19 protein-coding genes are annotated in these 21,044 nt (G+C 68.9%); 5 read left to right on the top strand and 14 right to left on the bottom strand.

The annotated features are described in order from the left end of the window. Positions 1 to 67: 67 nt before the first annotated feature. Positions 68 to 787, top strand: coding sequence for a hypothetical protein (locus CQ047_RS04405; RefSeq protein WP_146114266.1), 720 nt, complete (start codon positions 68 to 70; stop codon positions 785 to 787). Between the two features lie 67 nt (positions 788 to 854). On the opposite strand, the gene acnA is transcribed toward CQ047_RS04405, so the two are convergent. The 4 genes from acnA to dut form a co-directional block, all read right to left on the bottom strand. Next, the gene (gene acnA, locus CQ047_RS04400) at positions 855 to 3,689 is read right to left on the bottom strand and encodes an aconitate hydratase AcnA (RefSeq protein ID WP_105673070.1); all 2,835 of its coding nucleotides are present in this window, start codon (positions 3,687 to 3,689) and stop codon (positions 855 to 857) included. 154 nt (positions 3,690 to 3,843) lie between these two features. Further along, positions 3,844 to 4,578 (bottom strand): DUF3159 domain-containing protein, encoded by a 735-nt coding sequence (locus CQ047_RS04395; RefSeq protein ID WP_105673069.1) that lies wholly within the window; start codon positions 4,576 to 4,578, stop codon positions 3,844 to 3,846. After that, positions 4,575 to 5,162: a DUF3710 domain-containing protein gene (locus tag CQ047_RS04390; protein ID WP_105673068.1), complete on the bottom strand. Its 588-nt coding sequence runs from the start codon at positions 5,160 to 5,162 to the stop codon at positions 4,575 to 4,577. The genes CQ047_RS04395 and CQ047_RS04390 overlap by 4 nt, the downstream gene beginning before the upstream one ends. Continuing rightward, a complete protein-coding gene (gene dut / locus CQ047_RS04385; RefSeq protein ID WP_181155829.1) occupies positions 5,162 to 5,647 on the bottom strand; it encodes a dUTP diphosphatase in 486 nt (161 codons plus the stop codon). The genes CQ047_RS04390 and dut overlap by 1 nt, the downstream gene beginning before the upstream one ends. 12 nt (positions 5,648 to 5,659) lie before the next feature. Between dut and CQ047_RS04380 the strand changes: the two genes are divergently transcribed. Next, the gene (locus CQ047_RS04380) at positions 5,660 to 6,133 is read left to right on the top strand and encodes a DUF3093 family protein (RefSeq protein ID WP_105673066.1); all 474 of its coding nucleotides are present in this window, start codon (positions 5,660 to 5,662) and stop codon (positions 6,131 to 6,133) included. Between the two features lie 136 nt (positions 6,134 to 6,269). Here the strand turns inward: CQ047_RS04380 and CQ047_RS04375 are convergent, their stop codons facing one another. After that, on the bottom strand, positions 6,270 to 6,563 hold the full coding sequence (locus CQ047_RS04375) for a DUF4193 domain-containing protein (RefSeq protein WP_105673065.1): 294 nt from the start codon (positions 6,561 to 6,563) through the stop codon (positions 6,270 to 6,272). A 200-nt stretch (positions 6,564 to 6,763) separates the two neighbouring features. Between CQ047_RS04375 and sepH the strand changes: the two genes are divergently transcribed. Continuing rightward, the gene (gene sepH / locus CQ047_RS04370; protein ID WP_105673064.1) at positions 6,764 to 7,801 is read left to right on the top strand and encodes a septation protein SepH; all 1,038 of its coding nucleotides are present in this window, start codon (positions 6,764 to 6,766) and stop codon (positions 7,799 to 7,801) included. Between the two features lie 15 nt (positions 7,802 to 7,816). Here the strand turns inward: sepH and CQ047_RS04365 are convergent, their stop codons facing one another. Next, a complete protein-coding gene (locus tag CQ047_RS04365) occupies positions 7,817 to 8,938 on the bottom strand; it encodes an alkaline phosphatase family protein (RefSeq protein ID WP_258132468.1) in 1,122 nt (373 codons plus the stop codon). A gap of 45 nt (positions 8,939 to 8,983) precedes the next feature. Between CQ047_RS04365 and CQ047_RS04360 the strand changes: the two genes are divergently transcribed. Further along, positions 8,984 to 11,425: a DNA topoisomerase (ATP-hydrolyzing) subunit A gene (locus CQ047_RS04360; protein ID WP_105673063.1), complete on the top strand. Its 2,442-nt coding sequence runs from the start codon at positions 8,984 to 8,986 to the stop codon at positions 11,423 to 11,425. Between the two features lie 111 nt (positions 11,426 to 11,536). Here CQ047_RS04360 and CQ047_RS04355 read toward each other — a convergent pair whose 3' ends face one another. Then, complete coding sequence (locus tag CQ047_RS04355) at positions 11,537 to 12,352, bottom strand: alpha/beta fold hydrolase (RefSeq protein ID WP_105673062.1); 816 nt, start codon at positions 12,350 to 12,352, stop codon at positions 11,537 to 11,539. A 19-nt stretch (positions 12,353 to 12,371) separates the two neighbouring features. After that, positions 12,372 to 14,450, bottom strand: a complete 2,079-nt coding sequence (locus CQ047_RS04350) for a type IIA DNA topoisomerase subunit B (RefSeq protein WP_105673061.1) — start codon at positions 14,448 to 14,450, stop codon at positions 12,372 to 12,374. Positions 14,451 to 14,632: 182 nt separating this feature from the next. Between CQ047_RS04350 and CQ047_RS04345 the strand changes: the two genes are divergently transcribed. Further along, positions 14,633 to 14,848 carry a hypothetical protein gene (locus CQ047_RS04345; RefSeq protein WP_105673060.1) on the top strand — a complete coding sequence of 72 codons (216 nt, stop codon included), beginning with the start codon at positions 14,633 to 14,635 and terminating at the stop codon, positions 14,846 to 14,848. Between the two features lie 29 nt (positions 14,849 to 14,877). Here CQ047_RS04345 and CQ047_RS04340 read toward each other — a convergent pair whose 3' ends face one another. From CQ047_RS04340 to CQ047_RS04315, 6 genes are all read right to left on the bottom strand, one after another. Continuing rightward, complete coding sequence (locus CQ047_RS04340) at positions 14,878 to 15,918, bottom strand: alanine racemase (RefSeq protein ID WP_105673059.1); 1,041 nt, start codon at positions 15,916 to 15,918, stop codon at positions 14,878 to 14,880. Then, positions 15,915 to 16,610, bottom strand: coding sequence for an alanine racemase (locus CQ047_RS04335; protein WP_105673058.1), 696 nt, complete (start codon positions 16,608 to 16,610; stop codon positions 15,915 to 15,917). Before CQ047_RS04335 ends, CQ047_RS04340 begins: the two co-directional genes overlap by 4 nt. Then, on the bottom strand, positions 16,610 to 17,368 hold the full coding sequence (locus CQ047_RS04330) for a type 1 glutamine amidotransferase (RefSeq protein ID WP_105673057.1): 759 nt from the start codon (positions 17,366 to 17,368) through the stop codon (positions 16,610 to 16,612). The genes CQ047_RS04335 and CQ047_RS04330 overlap by 1 nt, the downstream gene beginning before the upstream one ends. Further along, the gene (locus CQ047_RS04325) at positions 17,365 to 18,681 is read right to left on the bottom strand and encodes a MurT ligase domain-containing protein (protein ID WP_105673056.1); all 1,317 of its coding nucleotides are present in this window, start codon (positions 18,679 to 18,681) and stop codon (positions 17,365 to 17,367) included. Before CQ047_RS04325 ends, CQ047_RS04330 begins: the two co-directional genes overlap by 4 nt. Beyond that, a complete protein-coding gene (locus CQ047_RS04320) occupies positions 18,681 to 19,922 on the bottom strand; it encodes an RNA polymerase sigma factor (protein ID WP_105673055.1) in 1,242 nt (413 codons plus the stop codon). Before CQ047_RS04320 ends, CQ047_RS04325 begins: the two co-directional genes overlap by 1 nt. 166 nt (positions 19,923 to 20,088) lie before the next feature. Then, positions 20,089 to 21,030, bottom strand: coding sequence for a proteasome assembly chaperone family protein (locus tag CQ047_RS04315; protein WP_105673054.1), 942 nt, complete (start codon positions 21,028 to 21,030; stop codon positions 20,089 to 20,091). Positions 21,031 to 21,044: the final 14 nt, after the last annotated feature.

Raw genomic sequence — 21,044 nt, 5'->3', positions numbered from 1 at the left:
GATCCTATCGCGCGGCGCTGGGGAAGAACCTGGCGCCAGGTGGGCGATCCGTGCGAAGCTCATGGCCATGAACCGTTCGCAGAAGATCGCGGTCGCGGTGTCCGCGCTCACCGTCGCGGGCCTCGCCGCGATCGCTGCCCCGGCGATCGCGGCGGCCACGTCGACAGTCGGCGGCTGGTCGCTGTTCGGCCAGGCCGCTGCCGCTCCGGACGATACCGCCGCCCCTCGCCCTGTCGAGACGCCCGCGGACACGCCGTCCCCCGCCCCCGTCGATCCGTTCGACGGCTGCGAGCGGCCGGCGCAGATCAACTGGGGGCGCATGACCGCACAGATCGCCGGAATCGTCGAGGACCGCGGCCCTCGCCCTTACGCCGAAGGCACCGTGGGCGCCGACGAGAGCGGCGCCATCACGACCTACACCGTCGCTCCGGGCGATGGGCTCATCATGATCGGCGAGAGGCTGTGCATCGAAGCCGGTGCACTCGACATGTTCAATCACTCCCGCGACATCTACCCCGGCCAGGTGCTCCGCCTCACGCAGGATCCGAACGTGCCGAATGTCCCCTTCCTCCAGCCGCCCGACGCTCCCGAGGGCTTTCAGCAGATCCCCTATCAGCAGGCGATCGTCGACATGCGCAAGGCGGCGAACGCCGGCGACGTGGACACGATGCGCAGGATCTGGACGAAGACGCTCGCGCCGATGTTCCCTGTGGAGGCTGATGCTGACCTGATCAGCGCCTTTCTCGACGCCGGGGACATCACCAAGCTGCGCCAGATGTTCGCGTGACGCGATCGCACGACGACAAGGCGCCCCGCGCGGCCGAAGCCGAGCGGGGCGCCTTGTCAGCAGCTGATCAGACCAGCGAGCGCAGCACGTACTGCAGGATGCCGCCGTTGCGGTAGTAGTCCGCCTCACCGGGGGTGTCGATGCGGACGACCGCGTCGAACTCCACGACCTGCTTGCCCTCGGGCGAGTGCTCGCTCGGGGTGGCGGTCACGCGGACGGTCTTCGGGGTCACGCCGTTGTTGAGCTCTTCGAGACCCGTGATCGAGACGATCTCGGTGCCGTCGAGGCCCAGCGACTCCCAGCTCTCCCCCGCGGGGAACTGCAGCGGGACGACGCCCATGCCGATGAGGTTCGAGCGGTGGATGCGCTCGAAGCTCTCGGTGATGACCGCCTTCACGCCCAGGAGGCTGGTGCCCTTGGCCGCCCAGTCGCGCGACGAGCCGGAGCCGTACTCCTTGCCGCCGAAGATGACGAGCGGTGTGCCCTGCTCCTGGTAGTTCATGCTCGCGTCGTAGATGTACGACTGCGGGCCGTCAGGCTGGGTGAAGTCGCGCGTGAAGCCGCCCTCGATGACCTGACCGTCGTTGACGGCGGAGACCAGGAGGTTCTTCAGGCGGATGTTCGCGAACGTGCCGCGGATCATGACCTCGTGGTTGCCTCGGCGCGAGCCGAAGGAGTTGAAGTCCTTGCGGTCGACGCCGTGCGCCTCGAGGTACTTCGCGGCCGGCGTGCCCGGCTTGATGTTTCCGGCCGGCGAGATGTGGTCGGTGGTGACCGAGTCGCCGAGCGTCGCCATCACGCGGGCGCCCTGGATGTCGCGCACCGGGGTGAGCTCCATCGTCATGCCGTCGAAGTACGGAGCCTTGCGGACGTACGTCGAGTCCTCGTCCCACTGGAAGATCGCGTCATCCGGAGTGGGGAGGCTGCGCCAGCGCTCGTCGCCGTCGAACACCGTCGCGTACTGCTTGATGAACTGGTCGCGAGAGATGGACGAGTCGACGATCTCCTGCACCTCTTCGGGCGTCGGCCAGATGTCCTTGAGGAACACGTCGTTGCCGTCGGAGCCCTTCCCGAGGGCGTCGTTGTCGAAGTCGAAGTGCATCGAACCGGCGAGTGCGTAGGCGATGACCAGAGGCGGGCTCGCCAGGTAGTTCATCTTGACGTCGGGGCTGATGCGGCCCTCGAAGTTGCGGTTTCCGGAGAGCACCGCGGTCACGGCGAGGTCGTGCGAGTTGATCGCCTCGGAGACCTCCTCGATCAGCGGACCCGAGTTGCCGATGCAGATCGTGCAGCCGTAGCCGACCGTGTAGAAGCCGAGACCCTCGAGGTCCTTGTCGAGACCGGACTTCTCGTAGTAGTCGGTGACGACCTTGGAGCCGGGGCCGAGCGTCGTCTTGACCCAGGGCTTCTGCTTGAGGCCCTTCTCGAGCGCCTTGCGGGCCACGAGACCGGCGGCGATCATGACCGACGGGTTCGACGTGTTGGTGCACGAGGTGATGGCCGCGAGGGTCACCGCGCCGTTGTCGAGGATGTACTTCTCCCCCGACGGCGTGGTCACCGGAACCGGCTTCGACGCGTTGGCGGGCGCACCGCTGTTGATGTGCACCGGACGGGTCGTCGGGGCTTCCTCTCCGGGGACCTGACCGGGGTCGGATGCCGGGAACGAGTGCTTGCCCTCGAGGTCGACGAGGTCGTCGGAGGTCGACGGGGTCGCGTAGCTGAGGATGTCGTGCTCGAACTGCGACTTCGCCTCCGAGAGGAGGATGCGGTCCTGCGGGCGCTTCGGGCCGGCGATCGACGGCACGACGGTGCCGAGGTCGAGCTCGAGGTACTCGCTGAACACGGGCTCGTGCGACGCGTCGTGCCAGAGCTTCTGCTCCTTGGCGTACGCCTCGACGAGCGCGACGGCCTCTTCGCTGCGACCGGTGAGGCGCAGGTAGTCGAGGGTGACGTCGTCGATCGGGAAGATCGCGGCCGTGGAGCCGAACTCCGGAGACATGTTGCCGATGGTGGCGCGGTTCGCGAGCGGGACGGATGCGACGCCCTCGCCGTAGAACTCGACGAACTTGCCGACCACGCCGTGCTTGCGCAGCAGGTCGGTGATGGTCAGCACGACGTCGGTCGCGGTGACGCCGGCCGGGATCTCGCCGGACAGCTTGAAGCCGACGACGCGCGGGATGAGCATCGACACGGGCTGGCCGAGCATGGCCGCCTCTGCCTCGATGCCGCCGACGCCCCAGCCGAGCACGCCGAGGCCGTTGACCATCGTGGTGTGCGAGTCGGTGCCGACGCACGTGTCGGGGTAGGCGCGCAGGACGCCGTTCACGTTCCGGTCGTAGATGACCTTGGCGAGGTGCTCGATGTTCACCTGGTGCACGATGCCGGTGCCGGGAGGAACGACCTTGAAGTCCTGGAAGGCCGTCTGGCCCCAGCGCAGGAACTGGTAGCGCTCGCCGTTGCGCTCGTACTCGATCTCGACGTTGCGCTCGAGAGCGTTCTCCGAGCCGAAGAGGTCGGCGATCACGGAGTGGTCGATGACCATCTCGGCCGGCGAGAGCGGGTTGATCTTGTTCGCGTCGCCGCCCAGCGCCGTCACGGCCTCGCGCATCGTGGCGAGGTCGACGATGCAGGGAACACCCGTGAAGTCCTGCATGACCACGCGCGCCGGCGTGAACTGGATCTCGGTGTTCGGCTCCGCCGCGGCATCCCACGACCCGAGCGCCTCGATCTGCGCCTTCGTCACGTTCGCGCCGTCCTCGGTGCGAAGCAGGTTCTCAAGGAGCACCTTGAGGCTGAAGGGGAGCTTGTCGAAACCGGGCACCGTGTCGATGCGGAAGATCTCGTAGTCGGTGCTGCCGACCGTCAGGGTGCTCTTGGCACCGAAGCTGTTCACCGTGGACACGAATCCGTCTCCTTCTATTCGGATGGGAGCGACAGGCGCCTCCATCTTGCTCGCCTCCGACGCCGTCCGGCTAGCAAGGTGGACCTAACCCAGTCTGCTCCCCGCGGGCCTCGGGCGAAAGCCTGCAATTTATCTTGATGTCAAGATAAATCTATCATGCCTCGGAAGAGGACTCGGCAACCGACTCGCGGGGGTAGAGCGCTCGGACCACGAGCCACGTGACGGCGATCATGGGAGCGAACAGCGGAAGCCCCATGATCAGCTTCAGCGTGCCGAGCGCGGTGACCTCCCCCGCGAGGTAGAGCGGGAACTGCACGGCCAGCCGCGCGAAGAACAGCGCGGACCAGGCGAGCCCGAGCCACAGGAACGCGCGCTTCTTCCGGCGATCCCTGCGCCATGCGGTGCCGTCGCCCATGAGGAACCCGACCGCCAGGCCGATGAGCGACCATCCGATCAGCGCCGAGATCAGCAGCACCGTCCCGTAGGCGGCGTTCGTGATGAGACCGGGGACGAAGTTGTCCTGTCCTCGGCCCGTCCAGAGCGCGAGACCGGCGGCGGCCGCAGCGGCGACGAGACCGCCGATCGCGGCCGACGGCGGCGACTTCTGCAGCAGCCGGATGATCGTGAACACGGCGGCGAGACCGACGGACACCCCCAGTGCCAGGACGAGCGGCTCGGGGCGGATGGTGAACAGGATCACGAATGCGAGGCTCGGCAGGACCGACTCCAGGATGCCGCGCCAGCCGCCCATGGCGGACCAGACGACTTTCTGCGTGCTCGCGCTGTCGGCGGGATCGAGCCCTGCACGCCGCGCAGCGCCGCCGAGCGCCGCCCCGAGGATCTCGGATGCGGAGGGCTCGCGCTGGTCGTCGGGCTCTGCTGCGCTCACGCGGAGCCCGGGGTCGCCGGCATCTTCAGCGGGATCAGGTCGCGCGGCGGCATGGGAGCGCCTCCGCGGACGACCACGATCGAGCGGAACAGGTCCTCGACCTTGGCGGCGGCCTCCAGGTCGGATGCCGCGGCACCGCCGATCACGCCGCGCAGGAACCAGCGGGGGCCGTCGATGCCGATGAAGCGCGCGAGGCGCAGTTCGGAGCCCTCGTTGGCGGGTGCAGGCACCTCGGCGAGCAGCTCCTTGCCGAGGGGGCCGTCGCGCTCCTCGACCCGGCCGCCCTGGGCCTTGACCTGGTCGCGCAGCTGCACGCGGGTCTCGTCCCACAGACCCCCGGAGCGCGGTGCGGCGAAGGGCTGCACCTGCAGTGAGGAGTCCGCGTAGTCGAGTCCGACGGCGACGATGCGCTTGGTCTGCTCCTCGACCTCGAGGCGCAGGTTGAGCCCCTCCCGCGGGAGGATCTTGATGCCGCCGAGGTCGATGTACGGGCGGACGGGATTCGCCTCGGAGTCGTCCAGGGGGCCCTCGGTGGCCCGGTTGTCGGGCGCCGACTTCGACGGGGTGGCGTTGTTGTCAGTCATCAGCCTTGTCCTGCTTCGTTCTGGTGGGATGCTGCCTGGTATCCGGTGGATCCGAATCCGCCCTCGCCGCGGACGCTGTCTGGCAGCTCCTCGACGGGGATGAAGGTCGCTCGGGTCACCGGCATGATGATCAGCTGGGCGATGCGATCGCCGACGGCCACATCGTACGCGCTGCGGATGTCGGTGTTGATCAGGCTCACCTTGATCTCCCCGCGGTAGCCGGCATCCACCGTCCCAGGGGAGTTCACGATCGAGATCCCGTGCTTGGCGGCGAGGCCGCTGCGCGGCACCACGAACGCGGCGTATCCCTCGGGCAGGGCGATGCGGACGCCGGTCGCGACGAGCGCGCGCTCGCCCGGTCCGAGGTGCACGGCCTCCGCAGCGACGAGGTCGGCTCCGGCGTCTCCGGGGTGCGCGTAACCGGGAACGACGGCGGCGTCGTTCAGCACAGGGGCGATAATGGGGATGTCCACCGATTCAGTCACCCCACGAGGCTAATGCAGAACCGCGCCCCACAGACACGTCCGCTCTACCGCGAGCGGCTGTCGCCGAGCCTCTGGCTGCTCGTGACCGTCGCCCTCGCGGGCCCCATGGTGTCTCTGATCTTCGTTCCGGTCGGCTCGACCGTGGCTCTCCTCGCCGGCGCCGCCGTGTCGGCTGCGCTCGTCGCCGCGTTCATCGGCTTCACTCCGGTGCTGTCCGTCGATGGCACCGTGCTGCGCGCCGGCAGGGCCCACATCGACGCGCGTTTCCTCGGCGATCCCGAAGCCTTCACCGGCGACGAGGCGCGCCAGGCTCGCGGCCCGCGGCTCCCCGCACGGGGCTGGCACCTCATCCGCGGCGGTATCGACGGCGTCGTGACCGTCCCCAACATCGATCCGGACGACCCTGTCGACACCTGGACGATCTCGACGCGGACCCCCGACCGCCTCGCCGCGGCGATCCGCGCCGCCCGGCCCGTCACCGACTGATCCATCGTGCGTCCGCTCGCGAGCTGAACCGTCGCGACCGGCCGGCCCCTCCGGCACCGCGGCGACCAGCGCCCGGATACGACGACGCGCCCTGAACCGTGAGGTTCAGAGCGCGTGACGATCGCGTGTCGCTGCGTCAGGCAGCGCACTCCTTGCAGATCGGACCGGAAGCGTCTTCGTGGTCGAGCTGCGAGCGGTGCTTCACGAGGAAGCAGCTCATGCAGGTGAACTCGTCCTCCTGAGCGGGGAGCACGACGACGTCGAGCTCCAGGTCGGACAGATCGGCACCCGGGAGGTCGAAGCTGGACGGGTTGTCCGAGTCCTCGTCCCCGGTCGAGCCGGAGAGCTTGTCCGGCACACGCTCCTTGAGGGCTTCGATCGACTCGGAGTCGTCTTCGCTCTTGCGGGGAGCGTCGTAATCGGTTGCCATGTGGTAAATCTCCACTTTCATGGTGCGAGTGGTCGGGATGCGCCGTCGGGTATTCGGCGGCCATAGTTTGCATGACCGCGAGAGATTTCGCAAATGCCCTCGCATGCGACAGAGCAAACTCACGGCACGCCCAGGGTATTCCCGGCCCTGCCGGATCATGCGTGACACCATGAAAGCACACCCACCAGAGGGGCATTCGCATGGAAAACGTCACCATCGTCGGCACTGAAGCAGGAGTGCTGGTACTCGCGACCGAATCGGGCGCGCGGTTCGCGTTGCCCATCGACGACGTGCTGCACCGGGAGATCCGCCGCGCGACGCGACAGAGCGAGCCCGTCGTGCAGCGCCTCGCCGCCAGCCCCCGCGACATCCAGGCGCAGATCCGCGCCGGACTCACGGCACCGGAGGTCGCCGAGCTCCTCGGCATCGGCGTCGATGACGTCGCACGGTTCGAAGGGCCAGTGCTCGCCGAGCGCGAGCACGTCATCGGGCAGGCGCTCGCCGTGCCGGTCCTCATCGGCAGCGAAGTCGAACCCGATGCCCAGCCGACGTTCGGCACCGCCATCCGCGCCAAGCTCGCAGAGCTCGAGGCGTCCGCCGAGCGCTGGGCGAGCTGGAAGGACGAGAGCGGCTGGATCGTCAAGCTCGAGTTCACGGCGAACGAGGTCGAGCACGATGCGCGCTGGAGCTTCGACCCGCGCCGCAGCGCTCTCGCACCGCTGAACGCCGACGCCACCCAGCTCTCCCGCCAGGGATCCCTGCCCGAAGGCCTCATCCCCCGGCTGCGCGCCGTGGACGCGGAGCGCCCCGCGTCGCCCTACAAGGACGAGAGCCGCTTCGACTCCGGCGCCTTCGGACCCCGTCTCGTCCCGACGCCGGAGGCCGACGTCGAGGACCCGAGCCTCCCGGAGCGCTCCCCGTCCGCCGCTCAGGATGCCGCGATCAAGCGCGCACCGGAGTCCCAGACGACCAGCCCGGAGACGGCCGACCTGCTCGAGGCTCTGCGCCGTCGTCGCGGCCAGCGTGAGAGCGCGCCCCTCATCGACGCTGACGACGAGGATCGTTCGCCGGAGCCGAGTCCGATCGCCCTGTTCGACGCTCTCGAATCGTCTCAGGACGAGCCGGAGGACGAGCCGGAGCCCACCCCCGAGCCCGCGCAGGACAACGGACGCCGCCGTCGCCGCAACGCGATGCCGTCGTGGGACGAGATCGTCTTCGGAGCGCGCACCGACGAGTGATCCGCGCGCGACCGCTCAGCGAGCGAACGCGCCGAATCGCAGCAGAGGCACCTGGCGCTCCTCGGGAGTGAGTCCGCCGTGCTGCCCGACCATCCCCCGGCTGCGCTGATCGGCGGCGGTCCCGTCGTACACGGCCCCGCTCCCTCGCGCGACGACGAGCAGGTCGCCGATCCGGGATGCCGCGGCATCCGTCACCGTCTGCCCGAAGAGTCCCGAAGCGATGGCCTCGGCCTTCGACCCGATGTCGGCGACGCCGTCGAGGTCCGACCGCCACCGCGAGAGGACGGCATCGACGTCGCTCTCGGGCTGCAGATACACGTGGAGCATCCGCGGCTCTCCTCCGACGTGCCGTACTCCGTCGAGGTGCTCGGCCTCCAGCACCGTCTGCCGATGGCTCGGCACGTCCACCATCCCGTGGTCGGAGGTCACGATGACACCGACGCCCGGGGGGATCCTGCGTGCGAGCGCGGCGTCCACGTCCTCGAGCGCCGACACCCATTGGCGCGACGCGATGCCGTGCTTGTGCCCCGCCTTGTCGACCTCGGGAAGGTAGCAGTAGACGAGGGCGCCGGGATGGCGCTCCGCGAGCTCGTAGGCGGCCTCGACGCGATCCGCGGGCGACTGCGCCGCGACGAAGTCCGCACCGCGCAGCGTGGCCCGCGTGAACCCGCTGCCCGCGTAGGCGGCGACCCCCACGGCGAAGACCGGCCTGCCCTCGGCGCGTCCGCGTTCGAACACCGTGGGCGCCGACTGCCACACGGCGGGGTCGATGCCCTCCGACTCCCACCCGGACAGCTGATTGACCAGCACATCGCGCTCGCGGTCGAGCACGCGGTATCCCACGAGGCCGTGCTCGCCGGGCCACACCCCTGTGAGGATGCTCGTCAGGGCGGCCGCCGTTGTCGAGGGGAACACCGAGTGGGCGACGTCCTTCTTCGCCATCCCCGCCGTCAGGCTCCGCGCGTGTCCGGCGTGAGCTCGCAGGCTGATGGCCCCGAGGCCGTCGATGAGGACGAGCACGACGGAGTCCGCCCGCGGCAGCACCGCGGACTCACCGCGCAGGGACGCGAACAGGTCGTCCGCCACCCCGACGACGCTCCGGGCTGTCGGGGACTCGGACGGTAGCATGAGGGACATCCGAGCCAGTCTGACACAGGCTCCATCTACGCCCTCAGGAACTCCATGCCGAAAACCCCGCCGCCCGAGCTCGCCCCGGAACGAATCCAGGACATCGACCTCGAAAGCGAGATGCAGGGCTCGTTCCTCGAGTACGCCTACTCGGTTATCTACTCGCGCGCTCTGCCCGACGCCCGCGACGGTCTCAAGCCCGTGCAGCGACGCATCCTGTACCAGATGGCCGAGATGGGTCTTCGTCCCGACCGCGGACACGTCAAGAGCGCCCGCGTCGTCGGCGAGGTGATGGGAAAGCTGCATCCTCACGGCGATTCGGCCATCTACGATGCCCTCGTCCGCCTGGCCCAGGAGTGGGCACTGCGCGTGCCCCTCGTCGACGGGCACGGCAACTTCGGCTCGCTCGACGACGGCCCCGCGGCCGCGCGGTACACCGAGGCCCGTCTCGCGTCGCCTGCCATGGCCCTCACGGAGAACCTCGACGAGGACGTCGTCGACTTCATCCCGAACTACGACGGGCAGTTCCAGCAGCCGTCTGTCCTCCCCGCGGCCTTCCCCAATCTGCTCGTGAACGGCGCCAGCGGCATCGCGGTCGGCATGGCGACGAACATGGCGCCGCACAACCTCATCGAGGTCGTCGCCGCGGCGACGCATCTGCTGGAGAACCCCGACGCCTCCACCGAGGAGCTCATGGAGTTCGTGCCGGGGCCGGACTTCCCCTCCGGCGGCATCCTCATGGGCCTCGACGGCGTCAAGGACGCCTACACGACCGGACGCGGTGCGCTCAAGGTGCGCGGCAAGGTCTCCGTCGAGCCGCTCGGCCCGCGCCGCACCGGCATCATCGTCTCGGAGCTGCCGTACATGGTCGGCCCCGAGCGCCTCATCGAGAAGATCCGCGACGCGGTGCAGTCGAAGAAGCTGCAGGGCATCAGCGACGTCACCGACCTCACCGACCGCAACCACGGCCTTCGCGTCGCGATCGGCATCAAGACGGGCTTCGACCCGAACGCCGTGCTCGATCAGCTCTACCGGCTGACCCCGCTGGAGGACTCCTTCAGCATCAACAACGTCGCCCTGGTCGACGGACAGCCGCGGACGCTCGGCCTCAAGGAGATGCTCAGCGTCTACGTGGCGCACCGCCTCGAGGTCATCACGCGCCGCAGCCGCTACCGCCTCGCCCGCCGTGAGGAGCGCCTGCACCTCGTCGAAGGTCTGCTCATCGCGATCCTCGACATCGACGAGGTCATCCAGGTCATCCGCTCGTCCGACGACTCCGAGCAGGCGCGCACCCGCCTGCGGTCGGTGTTCGACCTCAGCGAGCTGCAGGCCGAGTACATCCTCGAGCTGCGGCTGCGTCGCCTCACGAAGTTCTCCCGGATCGAGCTGGAGGCCGAGCGCGATGCGCTGCGCGCGGAGATCGCCGCGCTGCAGGAGCTTCTGGCGAGCCCGGTGCTGCTGCGAGCTGCCGTGGCGAGGGAGCTGGATGCCGTGGCCGACGCCTACGGCACCCCCCGGCGCACGCTGCTCATGAACGCCGCCCCTCCGAAGCCGCGGGCCGCGAAGGGCGCCCCCGATCTGCAGATCGCCGACGCCCCGACCGTGCTCGTTCTCTCCACGACCGGTCGTGCCGTGCGCGTCGACCTCGCCGAGGGGCAGGAGCTGACGGCGCCGGCGCGCCGCAGCAAGCACGATGCGATCCTCACGACGGTCCAGACGACCGTGCGTGCGGATCTCGGTGCGCTGACCAGCGAAGGGCGCGTCCTGCGCTTCTCCCCCGTCGATCTGCCGTCGGTGCCGTCGACGTCGGTGCAGCTCGCCGCGGGAACCCCGCTGCGGGACTATCTGGGCGTCACGACGCGCGGAGAACGCGTCATCGGCTTCGTGCGCTTCGACAGCGACACGCCGATCGCCCTCGGCACCGCACAGGGCACGGTCAAGCGCATCGTCCCCTCGACCCTCCCCGTGCGCCCGGATCTCGAGGTCATCGGGATGAAGCCCGGCGACACCGTGGTCGGAGCCGCCGAAGCGCCGGACGACGCCGAGCTCGTGTTCATCACGACGGATGCGCAGCTGCTGCGGTTCGGAGCATCCGCGGTGCGTCCGCAGGGCGCACCGGCCGGCGGCATGGCGGGCGTCAAGCTCGGAGCCGGCGCCTCGGTGCTGTTCTTCGGCGCGGTGTCCCCAGAGGCCGAGGCCGTCGTCGCCACCGTGTCGGGCGCCGACAGCGCTCTGCCCGGCACCGAGCCGGGACGCGCCAAGGTCTCCTCCTTCGCGGAGTACCCGGCCAAGGGCCGTGCCACGGGCGGTGTCCGCGCGCACGCCTTCCTGAAGGGCGAGGACCGGCTCACGGTGGCGTGGGTGGGGCCGGACCCCGCACTCGCCGTCGATCCGACCGGTGCGGTCCGCAAGCTCCCCGAGAGCGGCTCTCGCCGCGACGCGTCTGGCCAGCCGATCGACGGCGTGATCGGCTCCATCGGTCGCACGATCGTCTGAACCGGCGCCCCCGAGGGGCCGGGATGAGCGCGACCGAGAACGCCCATCGCCCTCACGTCGCGCAGACCGCGCGAGCCGGGAGTCTGTGCGGGGTCTGCCGCTCCCCGCTTCTCAGGAGACTCGGCCCCTGAAGGCGGCACCGTCCAGGATGCGCAGAAGCGCCGTCGAGGCGGCGTCCGGTGCATCCCAGGTGACGATGTGCCCTGCACCCGCGATGACGTGCTCGACGACACCCTCGGCATCGGCCCAGGCAGGCATCGCGGTGGAGATGTTGCCCGTCCTGTCTTCTGCACCCCGCATCAGACCGAGGGGAACCGGCGTGCGATAGCCGGGCTCCGGAGCGATCAGCGAGGCGGTGGCGCGCCAGACGTCGAGGAACACGCGCTTGGGCATCCGCGCGAAGACCTCCTCCGTGCGGGCGACGGCCGCCGGGGTGGTCGCCGACGCTCTCGCCATGAGTCCGGGGAGCACCCGAGCGGGGATCATGGCCAACGAGGGCGCCGCGATGCGCAGAGCGAAGCGCTCGATCGCGGACAGCGGTCCGGCGTTCCAGCTCGCGTCGATCACGACCAGTCCGTGTGCGGCCGAAGGTGCTTCGCGGATCACTGCCTGGGAGAGGTTGCCGCCCAGGGAGTGCCCGACGAGAACGGCGCCTTCGGTTCCGATCGATGCGAGCAGCGCCTTCAGGTCGCCGACGGCATCCTCCGCGGTGAACCGTCGCCCGACCAGGGTCGACTCCCCATGACCGCGCAGATCCCAGACGATCGGCCGGAAGCCGGCCGCGGACAGCGCTCTCACCTGATCGTCGTACATACGGTGGTCCATGCCCGCGCCGTGGGTGAGCACGATCGGACGGCCTCGTCCGCCGTGGTCCGCGAACGCGATGCGGGAGCCCGGCCGATCGAGGAATCCGTCCAACTGCCCCATGACCGGCCTCCGCGACGACTCAGGCGTCGATCGCCTCGCGCGACAGACGGTCGGACGACTCGATGATGAACTCGCGACGAGGGGCGACCTCGTTGCCCATGAGCAGTTCGAAGACGCGGCCTGCGGCCTCCGCATCCTCCATGCGCACCCGCCGGAGCAGACGTCCGCCACGATCCATCGTGGTGGTCGCGAGCTGTTCGGCGTCCATCTCGCCGAGACCCTTGTACCGCTGGATCGGCTCGTGCCAGCGCTTGCCCGACTTCTTCAGCTTCGTCAGCAGCGCGTGCATCTCCTGCTCGCTGTACGTGTAGATCGTCTCGTTCGGCTTGGACCCCGGGTTCATCACGATGACCCTGTGCAGCGGCGGCACGGCGGCGAACACGCGCCCCTGCTCGATCAGCGGCCGCATGTAGCGGAAGAAGAGGGTGAGCAGCAGCGTGCGGATGTGGGCGCCGTCGACGTCGGCGTCGCTCATCAGGATGACCTTGCCGTAGCGCGCGGCGTCGATGTCGAAGCTGCGCCCCGATCCGGCGCCGATCACCTGGATGATCGAGGCGCACTCGGCGTTGGAGAGCATGTCTCCGACCGAGGCCTTCTGCACGTTGAGGATCTTTCCGCGGATAGGCAGCAGCGCCTGGAACTCGCTGTTGCGCGCGTTCTTCGCCGTGCCGAGCGCCGAGTCGCCCTCGACGATGAAGAGCTCGCTGCGCTCCACGTCGTTCGTGCGGCAGTCGACGAGCTTGGTCGGCAGTGTGGACGACTCCAGCGCGTTCTTGCGGCGCTGCGTCTCCTTGTGTGCGCGCGCGGAGACGCGCGCCTTCATCTCGGCGACGATCTTGTCGAGCAGCTGAACGGCCTGGCTCTTGTCGTCGCGCTTCGTCGAGCTAAAGCGGTCGCCGAGGTCCTTCCGGAGCACCTGAGCGACGATCTGGCGCACAGCGGGAGTGCCGAGCACCTCCTTCGTCTGGCCCTCGAACTGCGGCTCCGGCACGTTGACGGTGAGCACGGCGGTGAGCCCCGCCAGCACGTCGTCCTTCTCGAGCTTGTCGTTGCCGACCTTCAGCCGTCGGGCGTTCTGCTCGACCTGCGTGCGCAGCACCTTGAGGAGCTCCTGTTCGAAGCCCTGCTGATGCGTTCCGCCCTTCGGGGTCGCGATGATGTTCACGAATGAGCGTGTCGTCGTGTCGTAGCCGGTTCCCCAGCGCATCGCGATGTCGACCGCGCACACGCGCTCGACCTCGGTGGCGACCATGTGACCGTCGGCCTGCAGCACCGGCACGGTCTCCTTGAAGGTGCCCTCGCCCTGGATGCGCCATGTGTCGGTCACCGGCGCATCGGAGGCGAGGTACTCGACGAACTCGGAGATGCCGCCCTCGTAGTGATACGAGGTCTCGTTCTTCTCCTCGGCGCGCTCATCGCGGACGACGAGTTCGAGGCCGGGGACGAGGAACGCGGTCTGCCGTGCGCGGGTCTCCAGATCGGGGAGCTGGAAGGCCGCGTCCTTGGTGAAGATCTGCCGATCTGCCCAGTACCGGATGCGGGTGCCGGTGACACCGCGGGGGGCCTTTCCGATGACGCGCAGCTCGCTCTTGTCCTGGAACGGCGTGAACGGCGCGTCGGGGCGCTTCTCCCCCGTGTCGGCGAAGTTCCCCGGCTCACCCCGGTGGAAGGACATCGCGTAGGTCTTGCCGCCGCGGTCGACCTCGACGTCGAGCCGCTCGGAGAGCGCGTTCACGACGGAGGCGCCGACACCGTGCAGGCCTCCGGATGCCGCGTACGAGCCGCCGCCGAACTTGCCGCCGGCGTGCAGTTTGGTGAAGACCACCTCGACACCGGTCAGACCCGTGCGCGGTTCGACGTCGACGGGGATGCCGCGGCCCTTGTCGTGCACCTCGACGCTGCCGTCGGCGTGCAGGATGATGTCGATCTTCGAGCCGTTGCCCGCGACGGCCTCGTCGACGGCGTTGTCGATGATCTCCCAGAGGCAGTGCATGAGGCCGGGCGAGCCGTTGGAGCCGATGTACATGCCTGGGCGCTTCCGGACGGCCTCGAGCCCTTCAAGCACCTGGAGATGATGGGCGGAATACTCGGCGGTCACAATCTCCGATTCTATTCTCGCGACCCCCTCCAGAGCCGCAGACACTCCCCGATCTGCGCCAGACGGCCACCGCGGCGTACGCGCTGAGCGAAACACGCCGTAAGCCGGGCATGCGTACAGGTTGCGCGTGGTTGTATTGAGCACACCCCGACAGTGAACCCGACACCCAAGGAGGCACCGAGATGAATGCAACGACCGAACGTGAGACCTCCGCCGTCGAGTTCCGCCTGACCGCCATGGATCGCTGTGATTCGTGTGGCGCTCAGGCCTACATCGCGGCGGTCGTCAACGGTTCCGAGCTGCTCTTCTGCGCTCACCACGGACGCAAGTACGAAGAGAAGCTCCGCAGCATCGCGACGAGCTGGCACGACGAGACCGCTCGCCTCATCGAGGCCTGACTCTCTGCTCCCGACCGGCGCCGCGTGCGTCAGTCGATGACCACGCGGCGCACGCGTGAGGTGAGACGGGTGAGGATCTCCTCGCCCACCGTGTCGACCCGCTCCGCGAGCGAGGTCGCGCTCACCTCTCCGTGAGCGCCGGCACCGAAGATCCAGACGGTGTCGCCGACCGCGAGGTCGGCCGCGTCGGACATCACGGATGTGGTGTGGCCGATGCTCGTGAGCAGCCGAGTTCCGGACTCCGTCCCGACGGGCATGCCCGCGAGGGTCGAGAGCAGGCCGTCGAAACTGCCGATGCCGATCACCGCGGCACCGTCTGCGATCTCGACAACCGTCGCGGTGAGCTCCGCCACCGGCAGGATCCCGTCGAGCTCAGGGCCGTCAGCCGAACGGACGCCGTAGCAGAACGCCCCGATCCGGGAGACGGATCCGCGCAGCTCAGGACGCCACCACGACGCCGCTGAGGCGGTGAGGTGGAGGGCTTCCGGAGCAGCGCCGGACGCGTTCACGACCTGCACAGCGTCGAGGAAGGCATTCTGGGCGTCGTCGTCCTCGGCATCGCTCGCCTCCGCGAGGTGACTCCAGACACCGACCAGCTCGATGGCGCCGGATGCCTCGGCCGCACGGGCGCGCTCCACGACCGCGGCCCAGTCCTCGGGCAGCACGCCGTTGCGGTGCAGCCCGGTGTCGATCTTCAGGTGGATGCGCGCGCAGAGTCCGAGGGCGACGGCCCTGGCGATGATCCGGTCGAGGTATTCATCGGTGCCCACCCCGAGGTCGATCCGCTGCAGGAGCGCATCGTCGATCTCGTCGTCCGTCGCCGTCGCCCAGGCGAACACGCGCGCCGGGCGCTCGAGGATGCGACGGATCTCGAGACCTCCGCGGACGTCGTAGCTGCCGAACCACTCCACGCTCGTACGCGCCGCGGTCTCCACGGCCCAGGTGATCCCGTGCCCGTACGCGTCGTCCTTCATCACGAGCATCAGCTCGGACGGCGAGATGCGCTCACGCACCGCGTCGATGTTCGCGATGAAGCGAGCGCTGCTCAGTCGCAGCTGAGGACGGGTCATGACTCCCACTCCCTCTCGGCGTGGGACCCTGCGACCGTCACGAGTTCCGCGACGGAAAGCCCCGTCACAGACCTCCACCCGGCGAGGGCGGGTCCGGCAGGACCTCGTCCACCGAAGTACGTCACCTCTGTACCCACGGGAACGTCCTCGCCCTGCAGGTCGACGACGCAGACATCCATCGCCACCCGGCCGACGATGGGCCGTTCTCTGCCGTCGACTTCAACGTGGGCTCTGTTGCCGAGCGCTCGCACGATTCCCTGCGCGTACCCGCCGGTCACCAGGGCGACCACGGTGTGCGCGGTCGCGCGATGGGTGTACCCGTAGGACACGGCGTCACCGGGTCTGAGCCTCTTGGTCGACATGACGCGGCCTGCCAGCCGCATCACGGGATCGGTGAGCAGAACGCCGTCATCGTCCGGCAGCCCGTAGAGCCGCGCGGAGTCGATGTCGGGCTCGATGCCGACGACCGCGCCGATGCCCTCCAGGGACAGGGCTTCGGCCTGACTCGCCGAGTCGACGAGCACCGCTTCGGCTCCCGCCATCGTCACCGCGTGGGCGACGGAGAGGATGCCGTGCCCCCAGGCATCGGAGCGCAGATCGGCCACTCGGCCTCCTGCGGCGACAGCGGCCGCCGCGGATGCGGTGAGCGCCGATCGCGAGATCACCGCCCGGGGAAGCGCGCTGCTGATCATCACAGACCGATCGTGCTGAAGTCCTTGCTGTGAACGAGGTGCTCGATGGCCGCGCGGGCTCCGTCTGCGTACTCGTTCAGATGCGTGTGCGCATCGCCGGCGGACCACGCGATGCCGCGCCGTGCGGTCACCGCGGTGAGGATCGCGTCGGACCACTGCGGATTCAGCGGAAGAGCCGGACCCTGCACGTTGGACGCGTAGGACTCTCCCCTGCGGACGATCTCGCCGGCCGCGCCGTCAAGAGAGAAGCTGCCCTTGCCCGCCACCACGGTGCCTGCGGCCTCGGCCTGCGGGCCGAGGGTCCAGCGGGAGGCGTGGTCCTCGAATCCGATGACTCGACCGAACGGGGCGTCGGCGATGATGTATCCGACGTTGCGGTCGCGCGTGCGCGCCACACGGAACGGGAACAGGCCGAGGCCGTCCAGGATCTCACCGTCGAGCAGATCGACGCCCTCGCTGAGGAGCTCGGCGGACGCGCCGATCGCGAAGAGCGAACGGCCAGCCTCGACGAACTTCTCGAGCTCCGCGGCGCGCGCCCGGAGGTCGTCTGCGACGATGCGCATGGCGGAGAGGGGGCCGTTGCCGAGCACGATGATGTCGGCATCCGCGGGGAGTGCCTCCCCGATGCCGACGCGGACGACGTCGACGGGCACTCCGGCGCGCTCCAGACGCACCTGCAGGGCACGCACGTTGCCGCGGTCGCCAGTGATGCCGAGCTCCACCGGATAGAGCTGGACGATTCGCACGGTGTCGGTCATCGGCGCGCAATCTCCTGATCTCCGTGACCGAGCAGCCTGCGCCCGATCATCATCAGCTCGTAGTTGACGAACCAGGTCTGGCGGCCAGAGGCCGCGGGCTCGAGCGCCCGCATGAGCGCCACGGCCTTCTCCATGTCGGGCTCGACGACGCCGATCTCGACGCCGGCGTGCTCGAGGCTGAGAGCGAGCTGGTACGCCTTCTCCCCGGTCACGACGTCGATGCGCTTCACCACGTCGAAGTCGACGTCGTACAGCCAGGAGACGTCGGGGGTGCCCTCGTCGATCGCGATGAGGGCGCGCTCGGGGGCCCCCTCCAGCGCATCCAGGTTCATCTGCAGGCTGGGCGCGTTCTTGAACATGACGAACTCGACCTGCTCGCCCGCCGGGTCGCGGCGGAGCGGGATGACCTCGCCGCGTCCGTACGCGGGCGCCATCTGCGCGAAGCCCTTCGCGGCGCTCTCCACCGTGAAGTCGGGTCCGAGGACTCGCGACGCCACGGTCAGCGCGGCGGCCGCGTCGGCCGCGTAGTGCAGGCCGCGGGCGGGGAGGGTGATCTCGGCGTCCACACCGTCGACGCGGACGACCACATCACGACCACGGGCGCTGACGACCTCGGCGAAGGCGTCGTGGTCGAGGATTCCGGCGTTGCCGCTCCGGGTGTCCGCGGCATTCGCGAGGCCGTGGGCTGAGGCCGCGACGAGCTCGGGCGAGACGCCGAAGAACGACACCTCACCGCGCATCGCGCTCGTGTCGATCTTGCTCAGGTACGGGTCGTCGCGGTTCACGATGACATGACCGGTGGCGCGCTTCGACGCCTCGAGCATCATGTCGGCCACGCGCTCGGTCTCGTAGAAGCGGTACAGCTGGTCGACCTGCACGTTCAGCGAGAGGATCACGGACGGCGAGAGCCGATCCGCGAGATCCGCTGCGTAGCCCTCGTCGATCTCGAGCACGGCGACGTCGGCACGGATGCGGCCGGTGAGCGTCGCATCAGCGAGCAGCGCGCTGGTGACGCCCTGCGGCAGATTCGCGCCCGTCGGGTTCGTGAACACGGTCAGACCGTGTGCACGCAGCACCTCGCTGATCATGTGCGTCGTCGTGGTCTTGCCGTTGGAACCGAGCACGAACACGACGCCGTACCGGAACTGTCCGGCGAGCGTGGGAAGCAGCGTCGGCGCGAGTCTGTTCGTCAGGTACCCCGGAAACGCCGATCCGCCGCCGCGCAGACGCGTGGCGAACCGGGCGAGCTTGCCCGCCAGGACGGGGAAGACGTAGCGGATGCCTGCCGAGCGCGCCTGAGGTGCGCCCGTCATCATTCGAGGTAGTCCCGCAGCGACTGCGACCGGCTCGGGTGCCGCAGCTTGGCCATGGTCTTCGACTCGATCTGGCGGATGCGCTCACGCGTCACGCCGAAGGTGTCGCCGATCTGGTCGAGGGTCTTCGGCTGTCCGTCGCCGAGGCCGAAGCGCATCCGGATCACGCCGGCCTCGCGCTCGGAGAGAGAGTCGAGCAGCTGCTCGAGCTGACGCTGCAGCATCGTGAAGCCGACCGCGTCAGCGGGGACCACGGCCTCGGTGTCCTCGATCAGGTCGCCGAACTCGCTGTCGCCGTCCTCACCGAGCGGCGTGTGCAGGGAGATCGGCTCTCGGCCGTACTTCTGCACCTCGACGACCTTCTCGGGCGTCATGTCGAGCTCGCGGCTGAGCTCCTCGGGAGTGGGCTCCCTGCCGAGGTCCTGCAGCATCTGACGCTGGACACGGGCGAGCTTGTTGATGACCTCGACCATGTGCACCGGGATGCGGATGGTGCGGGCCTGGTCGGCCATCGCACGGGTGATCGCCTGACGGATCCACCAGGTGGCGTACGTCGAGAACTTGAAGCCCTTGGTGTAGTCGAACTTCTCGACCGCGCGGATCAGGCCGAGGTTGCCCTCCTGGATCAGATCCAGGAACTGCATGCCGCGACCGGTGTAGCGCTTGGCGAGCGAGACGACGAGGCGGAGGTTGGCGCCGAGCAGGTGGCTCTTCGCACGCTGGCCGTCACGGGCGACCCACTGCAGGTCGAGTCCGAGCTGGCTGGTCTTCTCCGCCGCGGTCATCGCGGCGAGCTTCTCCTCGGCGAACAGACCGGCCTCGATGCGCATCGCGAGCTCGACCTCTTCGGCCGCGTTCAGCAGCGCGACCTTTCCGATCTGCTTCAGGTAGTCCTTGACGGGGTCGGCCGTCGCGCCGGTGATCTGCGTGGAGTAGACCGGGACGTCCTCGTCGTCGTTCGAGGAGATGACGATCGCGCCGGTCGGCAGCGGCTCGGTGAACTTCGGCTTCGCGTCGTCGTCGTCCTCGTCGGCCTCCTCGGCCGCACCGGCGACGGGGGCATCGTCGTCTTCGACGATGTCATCCGACTTCTTCTTCTTGGCAGGAGCGCGCTTCGCCGCGGCACGCTGCGCAGCGGTCTTGGGCGCGGGCTTCTCGGGCGTCTCGTCGACCTGGGCGTCGATCTCCGGTTCGACGGCGGTCTTCTTCGTCCGGGATTTGTTTGTCGTGGCAGGAGTCACGTTTCGCCTTTCACGGGGCCGCTGAAACGCCCCGGAACTTTCGGACACTAGTAAGACCCTTGTCAAGTCCGGCCTCCGAAAAGACTGATTGACAACGGGTCAGAGTCCTAGTATCGCACACGTACGGGTGTGCGGCTGCATTCGGTGCGGAACATACCGCGTATCGTCAGCCTCGACCCTGCTTGTCGTCATCGCCCGACGGCCGCGAGGCCAGATATCTCTCCAGCTCCGCGGCGAGCTCATCGGCGCTGGGCAGGTCGCGTTCGCTGAATCCGCCCTCGTCGTAGGAGTCGTCCTCCGGGTCGCGCCCCGCCATGTAGGCGTCGTAGCGGCGCTCCAGGTTGTGCACCATCTGCTGCAGCTCGTCGTTGCCGAGGACCTGCTCGTCGACCCGGGTGATGTAGTCCTCCCGGCGCGCGCGCACCTCGTCGAGCATCAGCACCAGCCCCGTCGCGGCCATCAGACGCTCGGCCGCCGTGATCACGGCATCCGGGTTCTCGGTCTCTGCGAGGTAGTGCGGAACCAGCAGGACGAAACCGACCACGCGATCACCGCGCTCGGCGAACCGGAACTCGAGCAGATGCCCCGCGGTCGCCGGAACCTGCGTGCGGGGGCGCCACACCGAGTGCGCGACGGTGAGGTCGCGTCGGTTGCCGCTCACCGTCGTGCCGATCGGACGCGTGTGCGGCACGGGCATGGCGATCGAGTGCACCCAGCTGACGCCGGAGACCTCGTACTCGGTCGCGAGCTCGAGGACGGTGCGCGCGAACTCGTTCCAGGCGAAGTCGGGCTCGTAGCCGGAGAGGAGCAGGAACTTCTGCCCGAGCGCATCCGTGGCGAGAGAGAGCTCGAGCCGAGCGGGCCGGAACTCGGTCAGGTGGTCCTGATCGAAGGAGATCACGGGGCGGCGCGCCCGGTAGTCGAGGAGTGCGTCGTTGTCGAACACGACGACGGGCTGGAGATCGGCCGTCTCGCGGAGGTGGTCGATGAGTCCGGAGACGGCGCTGCCCGCGTCGGTGAATCCGGTCAGGAGCATCACCAGAGGAAGGCCGCGCGGCACTGCCGGCGCGTTGGCGACGCGTTCGAGGATGTCTCCGGAGAAGGGCATATCTCCATGCTACG

This window comes from Microbacterium sp. MYb72 (assembly GCF_002979415.1).
GTDB classification, from domain to species: domain Bacteria; phylum Actinomycetota; class Actinomycetes; order Actinomycetales; family Microbacteriaceae; genus Microbacterium; species Microbacterium natoriense.
Note: the sequence above shows the minus strand (reverse complement) of the source record. Positions and strands in the feature narration are given on the sequence as shown.